This window comes from Brevibacillus sp. FW306-2-1A-C05A, from assembly GCF_058781555.1.
Window position 1 is genome coordinate 1 of sequence record NZ_JBYSWV010000052.1, and the last position, 24,357, is coordinate 24,357.

The 24,357-nt window shown below is 53.4% G+C and carries 22 protein-coding genes; 18 read left to right on the top strand and 4 right to left on the bottom strand.

The features are described 5' to 3' along the window. The first annotated feature begins 56 nt into the window (after positions 1-56). On the top strand, positions 57-665 hold the full coding sequence (locus tag AC3WJN_RS22020) for a hypothetical protein (RefSeq protein ID WP_005834756.1): 609 nt from the start codon (positions 57-59) through the stop codon (positions 663-665). A gap of 81 nt (positions 666-746) precedes the next feature. On the opposite strand, the gene AC3WJN_RS22025 is transcribed toward AC3WJN_RS22020, so the two are convergent. Beyond that, on the bottom strand, positions 747-1,271 hold the full coding sequence (locus AC3WJN_RS22025) for a hypothetical protein (RefSeq protein WP_005834754.1): 525 nt from the start codon (positions 1,269-1,271) through the stop codon (positions 747-749). 800 nt (positions 1,272-2,071) lie between these two features. Between AC3WJN_RS22025 and AC3WJN_RS22030 the strand changes: the two genes are divergently transcribed. The 9 genes from AC3WJN_RS22030 to AC3WJN_RS22070 all read left to right on the top strand — a co-directional run bounded on the left by AC3WJN_RS22030 (position 2,072) and on the right by AC3WJN_RS22070 (position 11,694). After that, the gene (locus AC3WJN_RS22030) at positions 2,072-2,767 is read left to right on the top strand and encodes a response regulator transcription factor (protein ID WP_005833838.1); all 696 of its coding nucleotides are present in this window, start codon (positions 2,072-2,074) and stop codon (positions 2,765-2,767) included. Positions 2,768-2,785: 18 nt separating this feature from the next. After that, on the top strand, positions 2,786-4,549 hold the full coding sequence (gene pnpS / locus AC3WJN_RS22035; protein WP_007784790.1) for a two-component system histidine kinase PnpS: 1,764 nt from the start codon (positions 2,786-2,788) through the stop codon (positions 4,547-4,549). 93 nt (positions 4,550-4,642) lie between these two features. Beyond that, positions 4,643-5,299, top strand: a complete 657-nt coding sequence (gene phoU / locus AC3WJN_RS22040; protein ID WP_005833842.1) for a phosphate signaling complex protein PhoU — start codon at positions 4,643-4,645, stop codon at positions 5,297-5,299. Between the two features lie 177 nt (positions 5,300-5,476). Beyond that, entirely contained in the window at positions 5,477-6,565 is a 1,089-nt protein-coding gene (locus tag AC3WJN_RS22045; protein WP_007784787.1) for a PRK06851 family protein, read from the top strand. 68 nt (positions 6,566-6,633) lie between these two features. After that, positions 6,634-7,572 (top strand): VanW family protein, encoded by a 939-nt coding sequence (locus AC3WJN_RS22050; RefSeq protein WP_007784785.1) that lies wholly within the window; start codon positions 6,634-6,636, stop codon positions 7,570-7,572. 200 nt (positions 7,573-7,772) lie between these two features. Continuing rightward, positions 7,773-8,201, top strand: a complete 429-nt coding sequence (locus tag AC3WJN_RS22055) for a MarR family winged helix-turn-helix transcriptional regulator (RefSeq protein WP_005833849.1) — start codon at positions 7,773-7,775, stop codon at positions 8,199-8,201. 9 nt (positions 8,202-8,210) lie between these two features. Next, complete coding sequence (locus tag AC3WJN_RS22060; protein WP_007784784.1) at positions 8,211-8,870, top strand: efflux RND transporter periplasmic adaptor subunit; 660 nt, start codon at positions 8,211-8,213, stop codon at positions 8,868-8,870. A gap of 6 nt (positions 8,871-8,876) precedes the next feature. Beyond that, positions 8,877-10,106: an efflux RND transporter periplasmic adaptor subunit gene (locus AC3WJN_RS22065; protein WP_007784783.1), complete on the top strand. Its 1,230-nt coding sequence runs from the start codon at positions 8,877-8,879 to the stop codon at positions 10,104-10,106. A gap of 13 nt (positions 10,107-10,119) precedes the next feature. Beyond that, positions 10,120-11,694, top strand: coding sequence for a DHA2 family efflux MFS transporter permease subunit (locus AC3WJN_RS22070; protein WP_007784781.1), 1,575 nt, complete (start codon positions 10,120-10,122; stop codon positions 11,692-11,694). A 510-nt stretch (positions 11,695-12,204) separates the two neighbouring features. Here the strand turns inward: AC3WJN_RS22070 and AC3WJN_RS22075 are convergent. After that, positions 12,205-13,149 carry a DMT family transporter gene (locus AC3WJN_RS22075; protein ID WP_005833858.1) on the bottom strand — a complete coding sequence of 315 codons (945 nt, stop codon included), beginning with the start codon at positions 13,147-13,149 and terminating at the stop codon, positions 12,205-12,207. A 128-nt stretch (positions 13,150-13,277) separates the two neighbouring features. Here AC3WJN_RS22075 and AC3WJN_RS22080 point away from each other — a divergent pair, with 128 nt between their 5' ends. Next, positions 13,278-14,030 carry an N-acetylmuramoyl-L-alanine amidase family protein gene (locus AC3WJN_RS22080; RefSeq protein WP_005833860.1) on the top strand — a complete coding sequence of 251 codons (753 nt, stop codon included), beginning with the start codon at positions 13,278-13,280 and terminating at the stop codon, positions 14,028-14,030. On the opposite strand, the gene AC3WJN_RS22085 is transcribed toward AC3WJN_RS22080, so the two are convergent. Next, the gene (locus AC3WJN_RS22085; RefSeq protein ID WP_005833862.1) at positions 14,008-14,829 is read right to left on the bottom strand and encodes a divergent polysaccharide deacetylase family protein; all 822 of its coding nucleotides are present in this window, start codon (positions 14,827-14,829) and stop codon (positions 14,008-14,010) included. The two genes, AC3WJN_RS22080 and AC3WJN_RS22085, sit on opposite strands and share 23 nt — an antisense overlap. 111 nt (positions 14,830-14,940) lie before the next feature. On the opposite strand from AC3WJN_RS22085, the gene polA reads away from it, so the two are divergent. From polA to AC3WJN_RS22110, 5 genes are all read left to right on the top strand, one after another. Next, positions 14,941-17,592, top strand: a complete 2,652-nt coding sequence (gene polA / locus AC3WJN_RS22090; protein ID WP_005833864.1) for a DNA polymerase I — start codon at positions 14,941-14,943, stop codon at positions 17,590-17,592. A 53-nt stretch (positions 17,593-17,645) separates the two neighbouring features. Then, the gene (gene mutM / locus AC3WJN_RS22095; RefSeq protein ID WP_005833866.1) at positions 17,646-18,473 is read left to right on the top strand and encodes a DNA-formamidopyrimidine glycosylase; all 828 of its coding nucleotides are present in this window, start codon (positions 17,646-17,648) and stop codon (positions 18,471-18,473) included. Positions 18,474-18,500: 27 nt separating this feature from the next. Beyond that, positions 18,501-19,103: a dephospho-CoA kinase gene (coaE, locus tag AC3WJN_RS22100; RefSeq protein WP_005833868.1), complete on the top strand. Its 603-nt coding sequence runs from the start codon at positions 18,501-18,503 to the stop codon at positions 19,101-19,103. After that, a complete protein-coding gene (locus AC3WJN_RS22105; protein ID WP_005833870.1) occupies positions 19,100-19,663 on the top strand; it encodes a lytic transglycosylase domain-containing protein in 564 nt (187 codons plus the stop codon). Before coaE ends, AC3WJN_RS22105 begins: the two co-directional genes overlap by 4 nt. A gap of 173 nt (positions 19,664-19,836) precedes the next feature. Next, positions 19,837-20,883, top strand: a complete 1,047-nt coding sequence (locus AC3WJN_RS22110) for a glyceraldehyde-3-phosphate dehydrogenase (protein WP_005833872.1) — start codon at positions 19,837-19,839, stop codon at positions 20,881-20,883. 134 nt (positions 20,884-21,017) lie between these two features. On the opposite strand, the gene AC3WJN_RS22115 is transcribed toward AC3WJN_RS22110, so the two are convergent. Continuing rightward, positions 21,018-22,148 (bottom strand): HD-GYP domain-containing protein, encoded by a 1,131-nt coding sequence (locus tag AC3WJN_RS22115; RefSeq protein WP_007784773.1) that lies wholly within the window; start codon positions 22,146-22,148, stop codon positions 21,018-21,020. A gap of 137 nt (positions 22,149-22,285) precedes the next feature. Here AC3WJN_RS22115 and nrdR point away from each other — a divergent pair, with 137 nt between their 5' ends. Together nrdR and AC3WJN_RS22125 are read left to right on the top strand one after the other, a co-directional pair. After that, positions 22,286-22,771 (top strand): transcriptional regulator NrdR, encoded by a 486-nt coding sequence (gene nrdR / locus AC3WJN_RS22120; protein ID WP_007784772.1) that lies wholly within the window; start codon positions 22,286-22,288, stop codon positions 22,769-22,771. 140 nt (positions 22,772-22,911) lie between these two features. After that, complete coding sequence (locus tag AC3WJN_RS22125; protein WP_005833878.1) at positions 22,912-24,351, top strand: replication initiation and membrane attachment family protein; 1,440 nt, start codon at positions 22,912-22,914, stop codon at positions 24,349-24,351. Positions 24,352-24,357: the final 6 nt, after the last annotated feature.

Genomic DNA, 24,357 nt, shown 5'->3' on the forward strand with positions numbered 1-24,357 from the left:
TATAATAATTTGTAGAATAATGTACTTGATGAAATTAAATAAATTAAGGAGGAAACATGAAAAAGCCATTTCTTGTTGTATTAACGATGTTTTTAGTCGTATTGAGCCTTGGTAATCTTGTTGCTTCTGCCAAAGGCAACAATGCAACAGTAGAAACAGGGGAGGTTGTTGTTGAAGACCTTACCTACGAGGAAGCAATGCAACGTATTGCAAAATATAGCGGTAGGTCGTTAGAGGAAGTAAAAAAAGAACAACCTAAAACACAAAAGAGCTTAAAAGCTTTAAGTGCAACATGCTCATACAGTGAAGTGTCTCAGCGATTATCAGTTTCAGGAACATATAAACCAAGATTTATTGCTATTGTAAATAAGTGCAGAGACGGTAGTTTCGGTTGGGTTTCTGACATTAGATATGCCGGATTAGATAGGTATCACGGGGTGAGCAAGCAATTTTCAGGTGATGTACAAGCGTGGGTAAAAAATAATCAACAAGGTATTGAGTATCTTGTAAACGGTGATTTTTATGATAATGGATCAACTACTCTAAATTTTCAAACCGGCATAGACACCCCGGTATTTAAAGCTACTTTTAGTGTTGCAAATGCATCAAATCATTACCGATACTTCTATAGCGGATATCAGTATCTCTCTGTTACTGGGAATTAAATAACTGCATACATTCAAAGGGGCAATCTTCAAGTCAAGAGAATGACCAGAGAGCCCCTTTTTGCTGTTCGGAGAAATTGTTTAGTTCGTTTTCTTTGAGATGAATTCGTTTGAAATTGTCTTAAAAATATTGGTGTACATTAGTTTGAGATTTTTTTCTGTCTTTTCATCATTTTCCAGGCCATATTCAAATATTTTATATTGCCCGTCTTCATTGATAAATCCAGTTGCAAACATACCGGAGCTCGTTGAGGGAGCAGTAGAATATGTTAGACTTTCTTCTATGAACGGGTAATATGATTTGGTTGATCCGATAAAGAAAACAGGGTATTTCAGACTTTTATAAAGCCTGGCAAATTGAGGTTTGGAAGCTTCCTCTAGGCACTCTGGCATGATAAATAATGCGTGAAACTCTGTATCCGATGCATTAATTAGTGATTCAAGAGTTGTTTCGATGAAATCAATATTTTCGTTGACCACAGGAGGCTGCCCGATCACTCCAATTTTTAGATTCTGCTCGTTATTGCCTGCAAAGGAGTTATCATTTACACATCCGGCAGTAAGCAACAGGCAGGCTAAAATGATATGTAAAAATATACTTCTCAATTAATCAACTCCCCGGCCTTTGAATTTTACATATAATACCATAATTTTCTTATATGGTCAAATCTTCATTATTAGGGGTGTACAAACATTTGGCTGTTATAATCTTTTAAGCCCGGGCTCTGCAACTACCTCTATGGGTTGCCCCGAAAGGCTTGTAAGATTTTTAAAACTCCCATCAACATCATTAGCCCCTGACGAGGAAAGAGGAGAAATACGCGAAAGCTCTTTGGGATCCCGACCGAGGTGGAAGGGAAAAAACGAAACACGCTTTTAAGCGTCCACTCTGAGACACATCCTGAATAAACCACTTTGGACGCGGTTTCATTTTTCCCTGGAACCGGGCAGTAGTGCTTCCAGCGGGGATCCCAAGAAGCTCCAGCGATTTCTCCTCTTTCCTCGCCGCCACGAAAGCTACGATCAAGGGGCTTTCAAAAAACACACCGGGACGAACCGAAGCTAAAGCTGCGATCAAGGGCTTTCAAAATTACCGGGACGAGCCGAAGCCAAAGCTACGAGCAAAAGGCCCTACGACCAAGGGGCCTTTCAAAACACCCCCCGAAGCCTAACATCCCCTTCCTGATGCCCACCCCTCATTCGAGGCATACTACTCCAAAGAACCAACGGAACGCCCAAGCCACACCCACCACAGCCAGCCTCCAAACACTTTTACAAAAAAATTACTTGTCTTCCGGTTTCAGCATTGGCAGACTGAGAGGTGTAGAGAGAAGAAACAAACCAGAGGACGAAGGTCTGAAAACAATTAATCTGCAGCATCGCATTGGTAGGGGGAAACGGATAAAATGATTAAGGTTTTGGTAGTGGATGACGAAGCTTCCATCGTGAAGCTGCTGCAATTCAATCTGGAAAAATCGGGTTTCCAGGTAGTGACCGCCTTTGACGGCAGACAGGCGCTCGACATGGTGAAAAGCGAGCAGCCCGATTTCATCATTCTCGACTTGATGCTGCCCAAAATGGACGGCATGGACGTCTGTAAAACATTGCGCCAGGAGCGCATTAACACGCCAATCCTCATGTTGACCGCAAAAGACGATGAGCTGGATAAAATATTAGGTCTGGAGCTGGGCGCTGACGACTATTTGACCAAGCCGTTCAGCCCGCGCGAAGTAATCGCCCGCGTAAAAGCCATTCTCCGCCGCATTCAGGCAACCCCGGAAGCGGCGGTTGCGCCGGAAGATGTCGTGCTCCAGTTTGGCGACATCCGCATCTACCCGGAAAAATACGAAGTCTTTTGCAAAGATACAAAGGTAGAGCTGACTCCAAAAGAATTCGAACTGCTCAACTACCTCGCCAGCCACCAGGGGCGCGTGCTCACCCGCGACCAACTGCTGAACGCCGTCTGGAACTACGACTTTATCGGGGACTCCCGGATCGTGGACGTGCATGTCAGCCACCTGCGGGAAAAGCTGGAGGAAGACACGAAAAACCCGCGCTACATCAAAACCGTTCGCGGCTTGGGATACAAACTGGAAGGATAACAAACGGGAGGCACGACCTTGACTCGCTTTCGTATCAAACTCACCTTCACCATTCTGGGATTAATCTCATTGGTCCTCCTGTTGATGGGGATGTACTTTGCGAAGGTATTGGAAAATTCCTACCTGCAATCGCTGCATGAGCTTTTGTCCCGCGAGTCCAAGCTGGTTGCCCAGGCTGTCCGCTTCCCGACCGTTTTTGACAATCAGGAGATGCTCGCGGATCGCGTCCTCCAGGTGGCGCCATCCGACGAAGTCCGCCTGACCATCATCAACCTGGAAGGCGAGGTGCTGTACGACAACTCCTCCCATGCCGATGAGATGGAGAACCACCACGACAGGCCGGAAATGCTCGCGGCGCTCAATGGAGAGACCGGCATTTCCCGCCGCTTTAGCGAGACGCTGGGCTATGACATGATGTACGTAGCCGTGCCCGTCGAGCAGGGGACGAACATCGTCGGTGCCGTCCGCTCGGCCATGTCGATGAAAGACATTACGGACACGATCCACAACATGTGGTACAGCCTGCTGACAGGCTTGCTGGTGACGCTTGTCGTCGGCTCGATTGTGGTGTCGCGCATCTCCTTTTCGATTATTCGTCCCATCGAGGAAATTACGCGAGTCGCCCGCAACATTACCCAGCGCCAGTACGAGAGCCGGGTACGGATCAAGGCCAAGGACGAGATCGGCCAGCTCGCCGGCGCCATCAATTTCATGGCGTCCAGCCTGGAACAGCAAATGTACGAAATCTCCGAGAACCAGCAGCGGCTCGCCGGGGTGCTGACCAACATGACGAGCGGGGTCATTTTCATCTCGGAGCAGCGCAGAATCATGCTCGTCAACCCCGCCGTGGAAAAGCTGCTCGGAACAGCCGGACACGAGCTGGTAGGCAAGCTGCACATCGAGGCAGGCAAAAGCTTTGGCCTGTCCCAATACATTGACAGATGCCTGGACAAAAGCGAGAAGTTCCGGCAGGAGATCCACATTTACTATCCGCAGGAGCGCGTGCTCGACGTCAATTTTGCCCCGTACATCAATTTTAAAGGGGAATCGCGAGGCGTCGTCGTCGTGCTGCACGACATCACCGACATTCGCCGCCTGGAAAAGATGCGCAGCGACTTTGTCGCCAACGTCTCGCACGAGCTGCGGACGCCGATTACTTCCATCAAAGGGTTTACAGAGACGCTTTTGGAAGGGGCGATGCAGGACGAGGAAACGTGCCGCAATTTCCTGCAAATTATTTCGGATGAGAGCGAACGGCTGTACCGGATGATCCGCGACATTTTGGACTTGTCCAAAATCGAACAGAAGCGGATTCCCCTGCATCTCAGCCGCGTGCATGTGCAGGAGCTGATCCGCTCGGCAGCGGCGATCATGCACGACCAGGCGCAGAGAAAGCAGTTGAAGGTGACGCTGCCGGACAGCCAGCCGGACATTTGGTTGATGACAGACAAAGATTGTCTCCAGCAAATCGTCCTGAACCTTTTGACCAACGCGATCGCCTACACTCCGGAAGGCGGAGAGATCACGATCAGGACAGAAGCAGACGACGAACACGTGACGATTCAGGTTTCCGATACGGGCATAGGTATCCCGGAAAAAGACCTCACGCGCATTTTCGAGCGCTTTTACCGTGTCGACAAGGCGCGCAGCCGCGACTCCGGCGGAACGGGGCTGGGCCTTGCGATTGTCAAACACCTCGTCGACAACTTGCACGGCCAGATCGGGGTAGAGAGTGTGGAAGGAAAAGGCACCACCTTTACCGTCACTTTGCCGCTCGGCTGAAATATTTACACAAACAAAATAGTAGCTTTACCCGTGCAATACAATCCCCTTGTACTATTTGTCGTGTCAGACAAATGAAGGGGGACGAGGAACATGTCGCGGCACGCTTTCGAAGAGCAGTTGGACGTATTGCATCGCAAGCTCATGTCCATGGGCACATTGGTGGAAGAAGCCATTCATAAATCGATTAAAAGTTTGGTGGAGCGGGATGTTCAGCTTGCAGAGCAGGTCATTGCCGCCGATCCGGTCATCAACGAGCTGGAGCAGGAGATACAGAGCGAATGCTTCCGCCTGATCGCTTTGCAGCAGCCGGTAGGGAGTGACCTGCGCCGTCTGGGAACGATGCTGAAGCTGGTGACGGACCTGGAGCGGATGGGCGATCATGCGGTCTCCATCGCCAAAACGACACGCCGCCTGATGGCTGAACCGTATATCAAGCCGCTGATTGACATCCCGTTGATGGCCGATCATGTAAAAGCGATGGTGCGAGATTGCCTGAATGCCTATATCGCCCGCAACAAGGAAGCGGCAGAAGAGATCGCCGCTCGCGACGATATCGTCGACAAGCTGTTTGCAACGATTTTCCGTGACTTGATCGAAGTCATGACCAAAAACGGCAGCGCGATTTCCCAAGGGACGCATCTTTTGCTGGTGGCGCAATATTTGGAGCGGATTGCCGATCACGTCACGAATATTTGCGAATGGATCATCTACATGTCCACAGGCAAAATGACCGACCTGAACAAATAAGCCCGGGCGAGAACGTCTTGCCGGAGCAAAAAGCCACAAACGCCAAAAAGCCGCTGCGAGCCGTCTCAAGCTTGCAGCGGCTTTTTCCGCTCATGACAGACGCCTATTTCCTTCTGGCTGCATACAATACAACGATTCAACCCCATTATCAGCAAAAGAAGTACGGGAGGGAATGGCATGGCAAAACAAGTACGCCACATATACGCCGCAGGCAACACGGCGCGAGGATACAAAACGTTTTACGATTCGGTCCTGCAAGGGCTGGAGCGCGTCTACATCCTGTCAGGAGTCGTGGAGGGAGTCACGTCCCCGCTCATCGAAGCCATCGGCAAGGAGATGTCGCGCAAGACGAATCAGGTGGAGTGGATTCACTCTCCGTTTGTGAACGGGCAATACGACGGCGTTGTTTTTCACGAGTGGAGGGTCGCCATTATGGACGGCAGCTATCCTCGCATCTGGCGACCTGCTGCGCCCGGTGTGACGGAAATCCAGGTCAATTTGCAAACGGCGGTCGGCATCGAACAACTGGCCCCTTACAAAAAACAAATCGCGGCGTGGTACGAGGAGATTTTTGCCAAGAGCGAAGCCGCTTATCAGTCGTTCGGGGAAGCGCTGCGCATTCACGATGAATGGGAAGCGCCGTACATTGAAAACTTGAACCGCGAGGAAGCCAACCGCGTTACGGAAGAAGTAATCGCGCTGTTTTTTGGCGAGGAAAAGCTTGGCAAAAAGGCACGGGTGCGCAGAATGTACCTGGGGGCCGCCACGCCGCATGGGCCTGTCGATCACATCATGAAGCTGACAGACTCGTTGCAGAAGCGCTACTTCATCAAAGGAAGACCGGGATCAGGCAAGTCGACCATGCTGAAAAAGCTGGTAGTCGAAGCGGAAAACCGCGGCTACGACGTGGAGGTGTACCATTGCGGGCTGGACCCGCACAGCCTGGATATGGTGATCGTGCCGGAAAAAGGGCTGTCTATTTTCGACAGCACCGCCCCGCACGAATACTTCCCCAGCAAGGAGACAGACGAAGTCATCGACATGTACACGCGGGCCATCGCTCCTGGCACCGACGAGAAGTACCAGGAGGAGCTTGCCGACATCAAGGCTCGCTACACGCAAAAAATCAAGGAAGCTACGGCGTCCTTGCTCGCTGCCAAAGAACTGCGCGATCAATTGAACAATCTGTACAGCGAGGCTGCGGACCAGTCCAGGCTCAAAGCGGTCGCCCAGGCGATCATGAGCAGACTGGCGCGGATGGGATAAAGACACAGCGCATGACCGCATGAAACCCGTTCGGCTACTCATACTACAGGAAGGAGGTGAGTGGCCGGATGGGTTTTGCTTTGACTCTGGCTTTGCTTTTGCTAGCCAATCCCCTCGATCCGACCAACTTTTTGCACGTCGAGGTGGGAGACAAAACGGTAGCCATCCTGGACCGAGCGGATTATACCTTGCCTGTTGACGGTGTCCCTGTCGCGGATGACTACCGTTTGCAAAAATTGATAGACGCAGTAGCCAAAGAAGCGTATGTAGCGCCGATCAATGCGACGATTAATGCGCACGGCGCCATCGTTCCCGAGAAAAAAGGCCGCAAGCTGGACGAGGCTGCTTTTTTGGAGCGGTTTTACCAGTATTACTACGGGCAGGGCGCTGCGACCATGCAAGTCTCCTACCAGGAAGTGTATCCAAAGGTGGACAAGGCTCTCCTCAGCCAAGTTCGGAAAAAAGTGATCGGGCAGTATGCCACCTATTTCAATTCGCGGAACAAAAACCGCTCTCACAACATCAGGCTCGCTTCACAGGCGCTCAACAACTACGTCGTGTTGCCGGGAGAAATTTTTTCCTTCAATAAAGTAGTTGGCCAAAGGACGAAGGAAAAAGGCTACCTGCAAGCGCCCATCATCGTCAGGGGAGAGCTTTCCGAAGGGATCGGAGGCGGGATTTGCCAAGTGTCCTCGACCTTGTTCAATGCGGTCGACAAGGCGGGCTTGCATATTATGCAGCGCTATTCCCACAGCAGGAACGTCGCCTATGTGCCCCCTGGCCGGGATGCGACCGTGAGCTGGCACGGCCCGGATTTTGTCTTTCAGAACAAGTATGCATACCCGGTCATGATCCGCGCCATCGCTGGAAACGGGACGATGTACGTGACTGTGAACTCTTTTCCCGAGATCGAATACGAGCCGCGCCACGTGCCGAGCGTGCGCCAAAATACGCCGGAGGAAGGGCCTGCAAGCCCTGAGGCCATCACAGAACCAACATTGCCTTGAACTGCATGGGCATGTTGGTTTTTTTGTATGGAGAGCGAAAAACGGAAGGCTTCGCCAGCGTGGTTGGCAAGGTAGCGTTTACAATTACCTAGTTAAAATTTAACCTAAAGAAATAGTTGCCACGGAATCAAAAAAGTCGTATAGTGTTTCCTGTGATAAAAATTTCGTGTCCGAAATATTAGGTAGGAAAGGAGTGCATCATGAACAAGCCTTTGCATATACGGGAATTGCTGAAGCGTCTGAACAAGACGTTTGCGACGATGGCTACGAAGGAGCTGAGCAAGTACGGCTTGACCGTTCCTCAGTTGATGGTCATCCGGCAAATTCATTGCGATCCCAAGACGATCGGCCAGCTAAGCAAAGCTGTCGATCTGTCGTACAGTACCGTTTCCGGCATCATTGACCGGCTGGAGAGAGAGCAGTTGGTCGAGCGTGTCCGCGACGACAAAGACCGCCGTGTCGTCTGGATTCGGAAAACGGAGAAGATTACAGAACTGTTTGCCAAGGTGGACCTTTTTTCAGAGGAATTTTACAAGCGGATTTTCCACGGTTTTTCGGATGAAGACCTGGACGGCATTATTTACTCGATGGAAACGTTGATTGCGAAACTAGAAGAGAGAGAAAGCTGAGGAGAAACCATGAAGCGAAAACTGGTATTGTATGTCATTTTGCTCCTGTTCGTTGTAGGGGGCGGGGGCATCGGTTACTACTACTGGTATCAGGGTGAACATTACGTAACGACGCAGGATGCCAGAGTGGCAGGGGACATTTATCGGGTCATGCCCAAAATGACAGGCAAGCTGACTGCCCTCACTGTCAAAGAAGGCGACACAGTCGTAGCCGACCAGATCGTCGGGCAGCAAGACACGACCAACATCGCGACAAACCTTTTGGAAAACAGCGTGCTGCGTTCCCCGATCACTGGCACGGTCATCAAAACGCAGGCGAAGGAAGGCGAGATTGTTTCCACAGGACAATCCGTTGCGCTGGTGATTGACGAGAGCAAGCTGTACATCTCCGCCAACCTGGAAGAAACCGAGATCGGGCGACTGAAACTGGGACAAAAGGTAGAATTTACGCTGGATGCCTACCCGGGCAAAAAGCTGACTGGCCATCTGATGGAGATCGGCAAAGCAACCAACTCCACGTTTTCCTTGATGCCAGCCGTAAACACTAGCGGGAACTTCACAAAGGTCACCCAGCGGATTCCGATTAAAATTGCCATTGACGACACAGCAGGTCTACATTTGGCTGCCGGTTTGAACGCCGAGATCAAAGTGCAAGTGAAGGAGATGTAATCTGGCATGAAAAAGACAGCTCAATGGAAATCGATCGCGGCTGTGCTGATGGCAATTTCGCTCATTACCGCAGGCTGTAGTGATACGTCTTCTGCTTCGACAGGAGAGGAAAGCATCCCGGTTGTAAAGACGTGGAAGGTGACGTCCTCGCAATCCGGCCTGATTGCGAGCGGGAAAATTGCCGCTTCGGACGAGATTCAGGTCGTCTCCAAAGTATCGGGCAAAGTGGCGAGCGTCAACGCGAAGGAAGGCTCTGTCGTCAAGGCAGGCGATGTCCTGGTGACGCTGGAAGCAGCCGATTACCAGCAGCAAATCAACCAGGCACAGGCCGCGATTGCCGGAGCAAACGCAAAGCTGCGCGACACAAAAGCAGGCGCGCGCAACGAGCAGCTCACACAGTTGGCAAGCGTCGTGACGCAAGCGCAGGCAGGTTTGAAAGTAGCAGAGAGCAACTACAACCGGATGAAAGCTTTGTTTGACGCAGGAGCGCTGTCCCAGGCGGAATTGGAAAAAGTTTCGCTCGATTTGGAAAAGGCGCGTACTGGTCTGGAGCAGGCACAGGCGCAGTACGATCTGGCGAAAGCGGGTCCGACTGCGGATACGGTCGCAGCCCTGCAAGCGGAAGTAAGCCGTCTCAATTCCGGCCTGGAACTGGCGAAAAGCAGCTATGACAACACGATCATTCGCGCGCCAATCAGCGGAATCGTCGCGAAGCGCTCGATTGATCCGGGCGAGATGGCGGCAGCAGGCTCGCCGCTTCTGGTGCTGGTGAACATGTCTGACGTGAAGGTGGAGGCGAGCGTCTCCCAGGATCAGATCAACAATGTCAAAGTAGGCTCTACGGTTGACGTCAAAGTAGGCAGTCTGGGCGGCAAGGTTCTGAAAGGAACTGTCGAGTTCGTCTCCCCGGTTTCTGACGCCAACAGCAGCTCGTTCCCGATCAAGGTCAAAGTGAGCAACCAGGAAGGACTGCTGCGCGCAGGGATGGTAGCGGAGGTCGTGCTGCAAGGTCAGGCGAGCCAGGGAATGAAAGTGCCAAGCTCGGCTGTTCTGGAAAAAGATAACAAGCATTACATTTACACCGTGGACAACGACGTCGTCCATCAGGTGGAAGTGTCTGTAGACAGCGCCAGCGGTGAGTGGACAACAGTAACCCAAGGTGTGAAAGACAACGATCAGATCGTGCTGAATCCGACAGACAAATTGTCCGAGGGCACCAAGGTATTCGCAAACTAACGGGGGTGATGGCATGGCGGAAGCGGTGGCACAGCGGGAGGACAAAAGCGGCAGTGGCGGCATGTGGCTGTCACTGGTCGCGATCCTCTCGGGAACCTTCGTTGCGATTTTGAATAACAGTTTAATTAACGTTGCCCTGCCCACCATGGTCAGTATTTTCGGCTCCACGACGGAGACCATGCAATGGGTTTTGACGGGCTACATGCTGGCAAACGCCGTCATGATTCCGATGAGCGGTTCGCTGTCGGCCAAGTTCGGGGCGAAAAAAATATTCGTCCTGTCGCTTGCGGCCTTTACGATCTCCTCCGTCCTCTGCGCGCTCGCCTGGAGCGATGCTTCGCTGATCGCCTTTCGCGTCGTGCAGGGCGTGAGTGGCGGGATGATTATGCCGATCGGAATGTCGATGATTTACATGATCGTCCCGCGCGAAAAGATCGGGATGGCGCTGGGGATTTTCGGGATTGCCTCGATGACGGCGCCCGCGCTCGGTCCGACATTGGGCGGGTACCTCATCGAATTTTTAAGCTGGCAGTTTTTGTTTTTGATCGGTGTTCCGTTCGGGATTTTCGCCGTTATCATGAGTATGGTGCTGCTCAAGGAAACGCCGAAAAAGCCGGAGCTGAAGTTCGACTACCTCGGGGCTTTCCTGGCGATTGTCGGCTTTGGCGCACTTCTGCTCGCCTTCAGCAAAGGGCAGGCAGAGGGATGGACGTCCTTTTTCATCGTCAGCCTGTTCTTCGTGGCGATCATGAGCCTGGCGCTGTTCGTCTGGGTGGAGCTGGGAAAAGAACAGCCGCTCTTGGATCTGCGGCTGCTGAAAATCCCGGTATTTTCGATCAGTATCTTGACTTCGGGCTTCGTCATGATGGGGATGATGGGCGGGATCTTCCTGATGCCGATCTTCCTGCAAAACATCCAGGGGATGACGGCCATGGAGTCGGGGATTTTGCTGATGCCGCAATCTGTCGCGATGGCGGTCATGATGCCGATCAGCGGCAAGCTGATGGACAAATACGGCATCGGCCCGATCGGGCTGGTCGGGCTGACGATCATGACGGTTACGACTTATGAGCTGCACAATCTCGCGGCAGACAGCATGCACTCCTGGATGGACATGATTTTGACCATCCGTGGCGTCGGCATCGGGCTGTGCATGATGACGCTGTCCACAGTCGGGATGAACGCCGTGCCGCGCACGAGCGTAGGGGACGCTTCGCCGCTCTCCAACGTGCTGCGTCAGGTGATGAGCTCGTTTGCAATTGCGATTTTGACGGTTATCATGCAGGCGCGCCAAAATTTCCACATGGCGTCGATCGCAGACAATCTCAATACGGATATGGCGACGCAGTTTATCAGCGGCATCTCCGGCTTGTACGCGCAGGCAGGGGTAGATGCAGCGAGCGCCGCAGGCGGGGCCAGCACGATCCTGTACGGGATGATGGCGAAGGAAGCGCTGGTGCAAGGAATCGGGGACACCTTCCTCGTCTCCGTAATCCCGATTGCGCTGTCGATTCCACTCTTGTACTTTTTGCATAAAAAACCTAAGAAAAATCCACAGGCGCCCGAGCAGCAAAAGGCGGCTGCCTAAACGAAAAAGCGAAAGGGTCACTTCTGCAAGCCTCATGTCAGGATGCGGGAGTGACCCTACTTTTATATTGTTGCGTGCTTGTTCCGGCTTTTGTGCTGGGGCTTACTGCTTGGAAGAATGGCGTGGATCGTGGCTGTAGCGGAGGGAGGAAACAGGAGAAACCGCTGCAGGTGCTTGGGGCCTCTGGCGGGGAAGCTGGGCAGGAGTCCCAAAGACCTTCGCTTGTTTCTCCTGTTTCCTCTGCGAGCTGTTTCTGTTGTTCGATCTTCCTTGAATGGACCACTTTGGACGCGGTTTCGCTTTTTCCACGGAGCCATGCAGTGAAGCTTCCCAGCAGGGATTCCAAGAAGCTACAGCGATTTCGCCTCTTTCCTCGCCTCACCAAAAGTACCGATCAAGGCAATCCCCTAAGACGAAACTTTCCACAACCAGTACACAATCCTCCCCACAATATAACCAAGCAAAACCGTCCAGCCAATCTTGGCCCAGACATTCAGGCCTTTCACAAATTCACGCAAGCTTTTTCGGGGTTGGGGGTGCTTGTTCACCTAAAGACACTCCTTTTGCTGGTTGGTTATAGCGAATAAACAAATAAATACCGGCGATGATAATCAGTCCGCCGACCCATTGCGGCACGGTGACGACTTCTCCCAGAATGAAGTAAGCCAGGATGGCGGTTCCGATCGGTTCCCCCAGAATGCCCATGGAAATCGTGGTCGTGTTCAACCATTTGATGACCCAGTTGAAAATCGAGTGGCCGAGCAAGGTCGGGAACAGCGCGAGGCAGAAAAACCAGCCCCAGTCCTGTGCAGGGTAGCCGACCAGCGGATAGCCGAGAACGAGATCGTAGGCGACCAGAATCACGCTCGTCGCCGTGTAGACGACCAGTGTGTAGGTAAACGAAGACATGTGCTGGCGGACGTACTGGCCGACCAGCCAGTAGCCGGTGACGGTCACCGCGCCGAGCAAGGCGAGCGCGTCGCCGAAAAGAGCCATGCCGCCGACCTGAAAATCTCCCCAGCCAATGACGAAGCTGCCTGCGATGGCGAGCAATCCGCCCGAGAGTGCGAGCAGCCGCACGCGCTCCCCGAAAAAGAAGTAACCGCCGATAAAGGCGAATAAGGGCTGCAACGTTACCAGCACGGTTGAGCTGGCTACAGACGTGTAGTTCAACGATTCGAACCACAACAGAAAATGGCTGGCCAAAAATGCGCCGGACAATAGACAGAGTAGCCACACTTTTCTGCTCATGTTTCCGATCTCCGCGAGAGCGCCGCGATTCCAGAGCAAAAACGGAAGCGTCAGGACGACGGAAAAAATCAGCCGATACGTGGCGATAATCGGCGCAGGCGCGCTGGACAGCTTGACGAAAATCGCGGACGAGGAGATGGCGATCACCCCGATGAGCAGTGCCAAGTACGGGGGAAACAGCGGCTTTTCCAATGGTTGATTCATGTGTACACCTTCTTATGTCAGCTACAAGTCACGATGTTTTCTATTGTACCGTTCGCCTGAAAAATTCACAATGTTATGCTTACCCAGTTGCCTGAAAGGTTTTTTTTCAATCAGGCAATCCTACAGGCATGAGATACCTACATTCCTTTTTCCGCATCGTTGTGTTGTTGCTTTTGCTCGTGTGCATGCCTGCGCGAACAGAAGCGATCCCGCTGACCCCCATCCACATCCTGATCGACGTCGGCCACGGAGGGGTGGACTCCGGCACCTCTTACGGCAATCTGCATGAAAAAGACATCAATCTGCAAATTGCCAAGCGCCTATACGAGCAACTGACCAAGGCAGGGTACAGCGTAGCGTTGAATCGCTATGAGGATATCGCGCTGAGCGACGACAACCGCTGGCTGGGCAATCGCTCCCGGCATATTCGCGACCTCGCCCAGCGCAAAAATTTGGCGAAGGAAATCGTGCCGCAAATGATGCTGAGCCTGCACGTGAACTGGTCGAGCGATTCGCGCCGCCGCGGGCCAGTCGTGCTCTACCAGAGCAATGAACAGAGCTTTATGCTGGCCGATCTGCTGCAAAGCTCGCTGAACCGGCTGGCGAACACAAACGACAAGCCGGTCAAGGGCAAGACGTACTACATGCTGCGTCACAGCTACTGTCCGTCGGTCATCGTGGAGATGGGGTTTATCAGCAACGCTTCTGACCGTGAAATGCTGACCACTCCTGCGTCACAAGAAAAAATCGCCCAGGCCATCAGAGAAGCCGTGAGCGAATACGTGACCTTGACAGGAAATCTGAAAATGGAGACGTTCGCAGAAGAAAGCTGGTGGCAAGAGCCATTGATCCAGCAGATCAATGGCCGACTTGATGAATAAGCTGTGAAATCGTGACAAATTCGGCCTCCTTCTGAATCCGCGGGATGTACTGGCGCAGAACGGAGGCTGTTTTTTTGCCCGGAGGCCCGACGTGCCCGATCGCGATGCAGAGCGGGTGGTTGCCGATCAGCTTGCATATTTTCTCCATCTGCTTGGTGATGTGCGGAACAGAGTAGACGTCGTCGAGAAAAATCTGGTTTTCCGCGTGCGGTACGCCCATCTCCTCGGCGATTTTGCCGGCCACGCTCTTGTCTGTCGTTTTGCTGTCCAGGTATATGAGGCCGCGCTTTTTGACGACACTCATGATAATTCGCATGATGCGCTCGTCAGCCGTCACCTTGGAGCCCATATGGTTGTTCATCCCGATGGCGTGCGGCACGTCGTCAATCGCTTTTTCGACCCGCTGGCGAATTTCTTCATCGGACAGATCGGTCGTAATGGCACCTGGCCCGAGCCACGAGCGTTTGCCCTTGACAGGCTCCATCGGCATGTGGACGAACACGTCGTGCCCTTTTTTGTGGGCAAGCTCCGCGTCCTGCTTCGTGCTTGGCATAAACGGCATGACCGCGACAGTCAGCGGCACGGGCAAATTCAGCATTTCCTCTGTTCCTGCCATGTTGTTGCCGAAGTCGTCGATGACAAACGCTACCAAGTGCTTCGGTTTTGGCTGTGCGGGGGGAGCGGTGTCGCCTGCGGCCGCAGTCCACGAAAAAGTGAAGCAGGAAATCAGGGCGGCAAGCACGAGCGGAAATCTTTTCAGCAAATACATATGATCGCCTTCCTTGTCCATTTTTTTCATAGTCTGTTCAACCGCGCCGGTGTTTACCCGCAGTATCTGCGGCTTGGCTTAGGCGATCGCCCTATGTTACGATAAAAGATAGTAGTTTTGCCACGAGAGGGGTCGGATTCCTTGAGTCATTTTGTGTTGATTGACGGAAACAGCGTAGCCAACCGGGCGTTTTATGCGCTCCCTTTGTTGTCCACGTCAGCCGGACTGCACACGAACGCAGTCCTCGGTTTTACCACGATGTTGCTTCGCGTGCTGGAGGAAATGAAGCCAACGCATATTATGGTTGCGTTTGACGCGGGAAAAGTCGTCTTCCGCCACAGCGAGTACGCCGAGTACAAAGGCGGGCGCAGCAAAACGCCGCCGGAGCTGTCCGAACAGTTTCCGCTCATCCGGGAACTGCTTGACGCCTTTTCCATCAAGCATTTTGAACTGGAAGGCTACGAGGCGGACGACATTATTGGCACGTTGACCAGGCATGCAGATGCACAGGCCTGGAAAACAACCGTCATTACCGGGGACAAGGATATGCTCCAACTCGTGTCCGATCACGTATCGGTCGCGCTGACCCGCAAAGGCGTCAGTGAAATCGAGTTGTACACCCCGCAGGAAATTCAGGAAAAATACGGCCTTGCGCCGCTGCAAATCATTGATTTGAAAGGCTTGATGGGCGATTCGTCCGACAATATTCCGGGCGTGCCCGGCGTCGGCGAGAAGACGGCCCTGAAGCTATTGCACGAATACGGCTCTGTCGAGAAGGTGCTGGAAAACATCGACCGCATCTCCGGCAAGAAGCTGCAGGAAAACTTGCGCGAAAATGTGGACAAGGCCAACATGAGCAAGGCGTTGGCGACGATTTTGCGCGAAGCTCCGGTCGAGCTGGACGTGCACGAGACGGCCTACGGCGGCTACGACGGAGCGCTCGTCAGCGACTTTTTCAAAAAGATGGAGTTCAAGTCGCTGCTCTCCAAAATCAAGGTGGCACAGCCCGCAGAAGGAAGCGGACAGGAGACTTCTGCAAAGCCTTTTGAATTTGAAGTAGTCACAGAGGAAAACGCGGACAAGTACGCAGACAAGCTGACCTCCCCGATGGCCTTGTACATCGAAATGGACGGCGAGAACTACCACCATGCTCCGATTCTTGGCTTCGGACTGGCAGCGGAAGGAACCGTGCTTTTCGTACCGTGGGATGTAGCGCGGGAGTGGAAGGCGTTCTGTGCGTGGCTGGCCGACCCTGCCAAGGAAAAGTGGGCGTTTGACGGAAAACGCGACACGGTAGGGCTGGCATGGCATGGGCTGGAGGCAAACGGGATCAGCTTTGACGTCTACCTCGCTTCCTACCTGCTCAACGCCTCGGAGAGCAATCCGACGCTCGACAGCATCGCTTCCCAGTACGCCCAGGTGCGGGTGCTGTCTGACGAAGAGGTGTACGGAAAAGGGGCCAAGCGCCTCGTGCCGGAAATGGACGTGCTCTGCGAACATGTGGCGCACAAGGCTGCGGCGATTTGGCAGAGCGTGCCGGTACTTCGCGAGCAGTTGGCGGAAAACGAAATGGTGGAGCTGCTCCGCGATCTGGAAGCGCCGCTCAGCATGGTGCTGGCGCGCATGGAAAAACAAGGGGTCAAGGTCAACAGCGAGCGTCTCGTGCAAATGGGCGAGGAGCTGGACAAAAAGCTGGCCGATTTAACCACACAGATTTACGACCTGGCTGGCGGGCCGTTCAACATCAACTCGCCTAAACAACTGGGCGAAATTTTGTTCGACAAGCTGGCCTTGCCTGTCATCAAAAAGACGAAGACTGGCCCTTCGACCAGTGCAGACGTGCTGGAGAAGCTGGCTCCGTACCATCCGATCATCGACGCGATCCTGAACTTCCGTCAGCTCGGCAAGTTGCGCTCGACGTACATTGAAGGGCTGACAAAAGAAATTCATACGAAGACGAGCAAGGTGCACACCTTGTACAACCAGGCGACCACGGCTACAGGACGTCTGTCCAGCACGGAACCAAACTTGCAGAACATCCCGATTCGCATGGAGGAAGGCCGCAAAATTCGCGAGGCGTTCATCCCGTCCGAGGACGGCTGGTACATGCTGGCAGCGGACTACTCGCAGATCGAGCTGCGGATTTTGGCCCACATTTCCGGCGACGAAAACTTGATCGACGCGTTCCGGAAAGGGATGGACATTCATACGCGCACTGCGATGGACGTATTCGGTGTGAGCGAGGGCGAAGTGACTTCCTTGATGCGCCGCCAGGCCAAAGCGGTCAACTTCGGCATCGTCTACGGCATCAGCGACTACGGCTTGTCGCAAAACTTGAACATCACCCGCAAGGAAGCCGCCGAGTTCATCGAGCGCTACTTCGCCGTCTTCTCCGGTGTGAAGCGCTGGATGGACGAGATTGTCCAGCAGGCCAAGCAGGACGGCTACGTGACGACGTTGTTGCACCGTCGCCGCTACTTGCCCGACATTCGCAGCAGCAACTTCAACCTGCGTTCCTTCGCGGAGCGCACAGCGATGAACACGCCGATTCAAGGGACGGCTGCCGACGTCATCAAGCTGGCGATGATTCGCATGCAGGAGAGCCTAGAGCAAAAAGGGCTGTCCAGCCGGATGCTTTTGCAGGTGCACGATGAGCTCGTGTTTGAAGTGCCGGAAAACGAACTTGCGATCATGCGCAAGCTCGTGCCGGAAGTCATGGAAGGGGCGCTTGCGCTCGACGTTCCGCTCAAAGTGGACGTGAGCGACGGGCGAAGCTGGTACGACGCCAAGTAGGCAGGCCGCCAAACCAAAAAAGAGAGAATGCAGTCAGCGAGAGGAGGAGGCATATGCCGGAGTTGCCAGAGGTAGAAACCGTCGTCCGCACATTGCGCAGTCTGGTGCTGGGAAAAACGATTGAACGGGTCAGTGTCCATCTGCCCCGGATCGTTCGCCAGCCGGATGACGTGGAAGCGTTCAAGGCCCAGCTTGCGGGCCAGACGATCCAGGAGATCGCGCGGCGGGCCAAGTTCATTCAATTTTTCATGGATCAGGACGTGCTCATTTCCCATCTGCGGATGGAAGGAAGATACGGGCTGTACCAGGCAGACGAGCCTGTGGAGAAGCATACGCACGTCGTGTTTCACTTCACGGACCAGACCGAGCTGCGCTACCGGGACGTGCGCCAGTTCGGGACGATGGACCTTTTTCCAAAAGGCCAGGAGACGGCTACAGGACCGCTGGCCAAGCTGGGGGTAGAGCCGCTGGAGGAAAGCTTTACTCCCGACGTCCTGCGCAAGCTGCTCGCAGGCAGGCCAACAAAAATTAAACCGCTCCTGTTGAACCAGGAATGTATTGTAGGACTGGGGAATATTTATGTGGACGAGTCACTGTTTAAGGCAGGGATTCACCCCGAGAAGCCGGCAGGCAAATTGACTCGCAAAGAGGTCGACCGACTGCATGAAAGCATCGTCGCTACCTTGTCCGAAGCAGTCGAGCAAGGGGGCAGCTCCATCAAGTCCTACGTGAACGGGCAGGGCGAAATGGGGATGTTCCAGCAATCGCTCATGGTCTACGGGCGAAAAAATGAGCCTTGTGTCCGCTGCGGAGCCGAGATTGTCCGCTTTGTGGTGGGGGGCAGAGGAACCCACATTTGCCCAGTGTGCCAGAAAAAGTAAACTTTTTGCCGAGGGAGGAGGATGGGCATGATCTTAGGATTGACGGGCGGGATTGCCACTGGCAAGAGCACAGTGACCGGCATGCTGAGAGAGCGCGGGATTCCGGTCATTGACGCGGACCAGATCGCCAGAGAGGTCGTGGAGCCGGGCAAGCCGGCGTATGAAGCGATTGTGCGTCATTTCGGAAGAGACATCCTGTTGGAAGACGGTCAAATTGACCGAAAAGGGCTTGGGGAGATCGTGTTTTCAGACGAGTCCGAGCGTCAAAAGCTGAACGCCATCGTCCATCCCGAGGTACGGCGAGTGATGCGGGAAGAGGCGGAAGCAGCCGAGGCAAACGGGGCTGACATCGTGTTCATGGACATTCCGCTGTTGTTTGAAAGCAAGCTGCAGCATATGGTCGAGAAAATTGTCGTGGTTTACGCGCCGTACGACATGCAGCTTGCGCGGATGATCGAGCGGGACGAACTGGAAGAAGAGCAGGCGAAAAAGCGGTTGCGCGCCCAGTTTCCGATTGAGCAGAAGAAGCTGGAAGCCGACTTTTTGATCGACAACTCCTTTTCCCGCGAAGAGACTGAGCGGCAGGTGGAAGCGCTTCTCGCCGCAATCAGGTCGGAGCAGCGCTCATGAGACCAGGCAAACGCGCAGCATTCATTCTGCTCGTTCTGATGAGCGTTTTTTTGCTGCAAGGCACGCCTTTGGTTTGGAAATGGATGTACCCCATCAAGTATCAGCAGGAAATCGTGACAGCAGCGATCAAATACAATGTAGACCCTTATCTGATTTTGGCCGTCATCCGTTCCGAGAGCGGCTTCAAAACAGACCGCGTCTCGAAAAAAGGAGCGGTCGGCCTGATGCAGATCATGCCGGATACGGCGGAGTGGATCGTCAGCCAGGCCAAATTCCGTCCGCAAGACGAGCAGTACTTGTACGATCCCGTCATGAACATCGAGATCGGGACGTGGTACCTGAACTTTTTGCTGAACCGCTACGAGGGCGATCTCATCAAGGTCATCGCGGCCTACAATGCCGGACCGGGAAAAGTGAACGGCTGGCTGGAAAGCCAACAGTGGAGCGGGCACCGCGAAACGATTGAAGACATTCCGTTCGGAGAGACGCGCCAATATGTGCAGCGAGTCCTCTATTATCATGACCGTTACAAGCGCATATATGACTTCCAGTTGAGGTAAAAGCCGTTTCTCTTGCAGGAGAGCGGCTTTTATCTTTGCGCGGGTACAAAAAATAGGAGGGGAAAATCGTCCAAATATTTATTTTTCAGTAAAACACATTGATAATTGTGTTATACTTATTATAATGAAAGTAACGGATCAGTGTAACTTAATTGCGAAAGGGGTTTCTATTTATGACAATCAAAATTGGTATTAATGGTTTCGGCCGTATTGGGCGCATGGTATTCCGCCGCGCTATCCAGGACCCCAACATTGAAATCGTAGCGATCAACGCCAGCTATCCTGCGGAGACGCTTGCACACTTGCTGAAATACGACACGATTCATGGACGCCTGCAAAATAAAGTGGAAGTACAAGACAACAAAATCATTGTAGATGGCAAAGCGACAGTTGTCCTTTCCGACCGCGACCCGCTCAAGCTGCCTTGGGGCGAATTGGGTGTGGAAATCGTCGTGGAAGCGACTGGAAAATTCAAGGATCGCGAAGGCGCTGGCAAGCACCTGCAAAGCGGAGCGAAAAAAGTGGTCATCACGGCTCCAGCCAAGGAAGAAGACGCAACGATCGTCATGGGCGTAAACGATTCCATCTACGACCATGCGAATCACCATATCGTGTCCAACGCTTCCTGCACCACCAACTGCCTGGCTCCGGTGGCAAAAGTGCTCAACGATGCGTTCGGCATCGAGCAAGGCTTGATGACAACCATTCACTCGATCACAAACGATCAGGTGAACATCGACAACCCGCACAAAGACCTGCGCCGTGCGCGCGCGGCTGGCGAGTCCATCATCCCGACTACTACGGGCGCTGCTCGCGCGGTAGGCAAAGTATTGCCTGAGCTGAATGGCAAGCTGAACGGCTTTGCGCTGCGTGTCCCTACCCCGAATGTATCGGTTGTGGACCTGGTAATCAACACGAAAAAGCCTGTAACCGTAGAAGAAGTGAACCGCGTGCTGCGCGAAGCAAGCGAAGGCAGCATGAAAGGCTACCTTGAGTTTTGCGACGAGCCGCTCGTATCCAGCGACTTCAACGGCAACGACAACTCCTCGATCGTCGACGGTCTGTCCACGATGGTCATGGGAACCAACCAGGTAAAAGTAATCGCTTGGTACGACAACGAGTGGGGCTACTCCTGCCGCGTCGTAGACCTCGTGCGCCACGTATCGGAAATGCACAACCAGGCAACTGCCAAAGAAGCAGCGGCGGCTGGTGTCAACTAAGCTCGACTGAGCAAGCCCTTTGCCCGTTTCAAACGAAGCGGCAAAGGGCTTTTTGTCATGCTTGCCCCTCCCCGCAAAAAAAAGGCTACGCCGTCAAAAGGGCGAAGCCAAATTGTTTTCGCTATCATTTCCATTCACGAAGAAGAAGATTCAGACAAGCCGCTGATGTTAAACAATTGATCGTCTTCGAAGCCGACGATAAACAGCTTGATGTTTTCTTTCAGGTCGAGATCATAGGGAGCGATGACATCGTTGCCGCGCCCGTCTTTCAAGACGCGGATCGTCGGCCGATGGGAATAGTCCGGGTCAACGCGACTGACTACCCCTGTCTCGCCCGTATTGAGGACGACGCTGCTTCCGATCGGGAAAATCGCGATGTGCTTGATAAAGGCGTTCACCAGATGATGCTCGAAAAGATGACCGCCAGAGCCGAGCAAGTATTCGACAGCATCCTGGGGCATGTAGCGCTTGCGCCAGGGACGCGGAGAGGTCAATGAGTCATAAATATCGCAAAGACCGACAATCTGGGCGAATTCATGAATCTGCTTCCCGACCAGGCCCTGGGGATAGCCGCTCCCGTTCAGCCGTTCGTGGTGCTGCAAACAGACGTGGGCAGACAACAAGGAAATGTCGTGCTGCTTGCGAAGCAGGTCAAAGCCGAGCGTCGCATGCTGCTTCGCCAGCTCCTGTTCTTCTGCATTCCAGCGCTCTTTTTTCTGCAAAAGCTCCTCCGGCAAACTGACCTTGCCGATATCGTGCAGCATGGCCCCGATGCCCAGGTTCATCAGTTGGGTCCGGTTGTAGCCGAGCGACATGCCGACTGCCGTCGCGAGCACTGCCACGTTGACCGAATGATGGTACAGGGATGGAGAATGGGAAGAGATCGTGGTCAGGTGACCGACCATCTGCTTGTTTTGCATCAGGTCGTCCAGAATGGAGCTGAAAGCCCGTTGAAAATGCAGGCCCATTTCTTTCAGGGAGATTTTGCGGGCCAGCTTGTTCGAGTTGGTGATCTGCTTGATCGTTTTTTCAATGACTTCCACGGCAACTTGTCTGGTCTGCGGACGAATGACGTCCTCCACTACGATGTCTTCCGTGCGTGGATCATCAATGTAAACGGAGTCGACACCGGATCGTTGAAGTCCGGATATCAAGCGCTCTGTCAACTGCATACCGACGCCAAGCAGCACTTTTCCATCTTCGGTGAAAACAGTACGGCCGAGCTTCATTCCCGGCTGGGCTTGTCTTAAAGAAACTAAACGCATTCCAATCCCTCCAACAGTACCCATATTGTACTCCATTCGACTTATGCTTTAAATAGGTACAAGGATTGACTTGACTTCTGACTGGAATATGAGGGACACTGTAGACATGTATTGTCAGTATTGGAGTTGATTCTGATATGCGTTGTCCATTTTGTGAATACAATGGCACTAAAGTCCTGGATTCGCGCCCCTTTAACCATAATAAATCAATCCGTCGCCGCCGGGAATGCGAATCGTGCGAACGTCGTTTTACTACATTTGAAATGGTCGAGGAAACGCCGCTCTTGATCGTGAAAAAGGATGGCACCCGCGAGGAGTTCAGCCGCGAAAAGGTGTTGCGCGGTCTGGTGCGCGCCTGCGAGAAGCGACCTGTTCCGTTGGAAGTGCTGGAAAATGTGGTGAACGACATTGAAAAAGAGCTGCGTAGCTGCGGCCAGGCGGAAATCCCGAGCAACGATGTCGGGGAAAAGGTCATGGAGCGTTTGTACCACGTCGATGAAGTCGCTTACGTCCGTTTTGCCTCTGTTTATCGCCAATTCAAAGATATCAATGTATTCATGAAAGAGCTGGAGGAGCTTCTGGCACAGGCGAGGGGCAGCCAGTCTTCGTTGCCGAATGATTAAGAGATAGATAACCGATAGGACTCTCCTCACGCTCTTGCGAATTTCGCCGGGGCTATTTTGCTTTCCAGTTATTTTTCTACGCACATCCGTTTGCCATGCTATAATAATAGAATCGAATTTTGTCAGGAAGGAAAGATCTGATGCGCCGTTTAGTCTGGAACGAATTGTTGCCAAAAGATCGTTACCTGGTGCGGCTGGCAAGACCTCTCAGCTTTTCGGAAATGGGGTTTGTCACGCAGTTGTACTTGCCGATCATTGGCGTCGAATCGTACGCCCTCTACCAAATGCTTGTCCACAGTGTGCAGGAAGCGAGCGGGGCCTCTGCGGAGGGAACCCATCGCAGTCTCATGCTCGCCTCTTCGCTGTCCCTGGATCGTTTGCTGGATGCGCGTGAACGCCTGGAGGCCATCGGACTTGTCGAAGTGCGCCGCCGGGAAAACCAGCAGCGCGATTATTACTACGAATATTTGCTGAAACCGCCGCTTGCGCCCGGAGAGTTTTTCGCGGACTACGTGCTTTCATTGATGCTGCTCAACAAAATCGAAAACGTCCGCTACTCCCAGTTGCGGCAGCAGTATGCCGATGCCTTGGGCAGCAAGCTGGCAGAGGAATATTCGCAGGTAGAAAATATCACCAAAGATTTTCACGAAGTTTTCCAATCGTTGAAACCGTCGGAGCTGGAAGTGAAAAAAGGCTCGGAGCGCGAGCGCTTTTTGACCGAGATGGAGACAAACTTCCCGCAGGCCGAGATGAAGTCCGGCTTCGAAGCACAGGTGAACCATTCGCTGAGCGTGTCGTCTTTGCGGCTGTACTTGCCGGACAACGCCGATGCCGCCAAAGTGCTGGAAGGCAAAAGCATGGAGCTGTTGTTTTCGCTCTGCCATTTTTATCAGTTGGATAGCTGGGGCATGGGGCAGGAGCTGCGCGACTGGACGCTGTACAAGGCGGACCGGAGCCTGGACGGAGAGGTGCTTCGCAAGCGGCTCATGCAGCGCTACACGGAAGGCAAGCTGTATCGCAGCGATGCGGCTTTGGCTACGCCAGATGACGACTGGGGGCCGGGCAAGTTGCCTGAACCGGGCAGCGAAGCGTTTGTGCGCGCCTGCCGGCTGCTTTCCCCGCTGGCGCTGTTGGAAAAGGTCGTGGGCGGCCGCGTGAGCAAGGTGTATCTGGAACGCGCCGAGACGTTGGTGTTCGCAGATGGCATGTCGCCGGAAGTCGTGAACGCGCTGCTTTTGCACACGCTCGCCAGCATGCAGATGGAGCTGCCGAAAGCGTACATGGAGACGATTCGCGACAGTTGGAAGGCGAAGCGGATTGCCACTGTCGATGAAGCGGTGAAGCAAATCGTGGAGCGCTCCGAGCAACGGGCGCAGTCCGGCGAAAAAGCAAAAACAGCGAAGAAGGAACCAACTCCGGTCAGACGAAACGGCCGGGCGATTTTGCAAGACAAGCTGCCAGCTTCGGTGGAATGGCAGTTGTCGCAGGAAAAGGCAGCGCCGGACGCTTCCAAAGGGCAGTCCATTCAGGATTTTCCGGAATTGCAGAAGAGGCTGGAAACGCTGCGAAAACGGAAGTAAGGGGAG

Excerpts from the sequence above, each read along its gene's own strand:
- AC3WJN_RS22020 (WP_005834756.1), top strand. The coding sequence starts at position 57 with ATGAAAAAGCCATTTCTTGTTGTATTAACGATGTTTTTAGTCGTATTG.
- AC3WJN_RS22030 (WP_005833838.1), top strand. The coding sequence starts at position 2,072 with ATGATTAAGGTTTTGGTAGTGGATGACGAAGCTTCCATCGTGAAGCTG.
- phoU (WP_005833842.1), top strand. The coding sequence starts at position 4,643 with ATGTCGCGGCACGCTTTCGAAGAGCAGTTGGACGTATTGCATCGCAAG.
- AC3WJN_RS22045 (WP_007784787.1), top strand. The coding sequence starts at position 5,477 with ATGGCAAAACAAGTACGCCACATATACGCCGCAGGCAACACGGCGCGA.
- AC3WJN_RS22050 (WP_007784785.1), top strand. The coding sequence starts at position 6,634 with ATGGGTTTTGCTTTGACTCTGGCTTTGCTTTTGCTAGCCAATCCCCTC.
- AC3WJN_RS22055 (WP_005833849.1), top strand. The coding sequence starts at position 7,773 with ATGAACAAGCCTTTGCATATACGGGAATTGCTGAAGCGTCTGAACAAG.
- AC3WJN_RS22060 (WP_007784784.1), top strand. The coding sequence starts at position 8,211 with ATGAAGCGAAAACTGGTATTGTATGTCATTTTGCTCCTGTTCGTTGTA.
- AC3WJN_RS22065 (WP_007784783.1), top strand. The coding sequence starts at position 8,877 with ATGAAAAAGACAGCTCAATGGAAATCGATCGCGGCTGTGCTGATGGCA.
- AC3WJN_RS22070 (WP_007784781.1), top strand. The coding sequence starts at position 10,120 with ATGGCGGAAGCGGTGGCACAGCGGGAGGACAAAAGCGGCAGTGGCGGC.
- AC3WJN_RS22075 (WP_005833858.1), bottom strand. The coding sequence starts at position 13,149 with ATGAATCAACCATTGGAAAAGCCGCTGTTTCCCCCGTACTTGGCACTG.
- AC3WJN_RS22080 (WP_005833860.1), top strand. The coding sequence starts at position 13,278 with ATGAGATACCTACATTCCTTTTTCCGCATCGTTGTGTTGTTGCTTTTG.
- AC3WJN_RS22085 (WP_005833862.1), bottom strand. The coding sequence starts at position 14,829 with ATGAAAAAAATGGACAAGGAAGGCGATCATATGTATTTGCTGAAAAGA.
- mutM (WP_005833866.1), top strand. The coding sequence starts at position 17,646 with ATGCCGGAGTTGCCAGAGGTAGAAACCGTCGTCCGCACATTGCGCAGT.
- coaE (WP_005833868.1), top strand. The coding sequence starts at position 18,501 with ATGATCTTAGGATTGACGGGCGGGATTGCCACTGGCAAGAGCACAGTG.
- AC3WJN_RS22105 (WP_005833870.1), top strand. The coding sequence starts at position 19,100 with ATGAGACCAGGCAAACGCGCAGCATTCATTCTGCTCGTTCTGATGAGC.
- AC3WJN_RS22110 (WP_005833872.1), top strand. The coding sequence starts at position 19,837 with ATGACAATCAAAATTGGTATTAATGGTTTCGGCCGTATTGGGCGCATG.
- AC3WJN_RS22115 (WP_007784773.1), bottom strand. The coding sequence starts at position 22,148 with ATGCGTTTAGTTTCTTTAAGACAAGCCCAGCCGGGAATGAAGCTCGGC.
- nrdR (WP_007784772.1), top strand. The coding sequence starts at position 22,286 with ATGCGTTGTCCATTTTGTGAATACAATGGCACTAAAGTCCTGGATTCG.
- AC3WJN_RS22125 (WP_005833878.1), top strand. The coding sequence starts at position 22,912 with ATGCGCCGTTTAGTCTGGAACGAATTGTTGCCAAAAGATCGTTACCTG.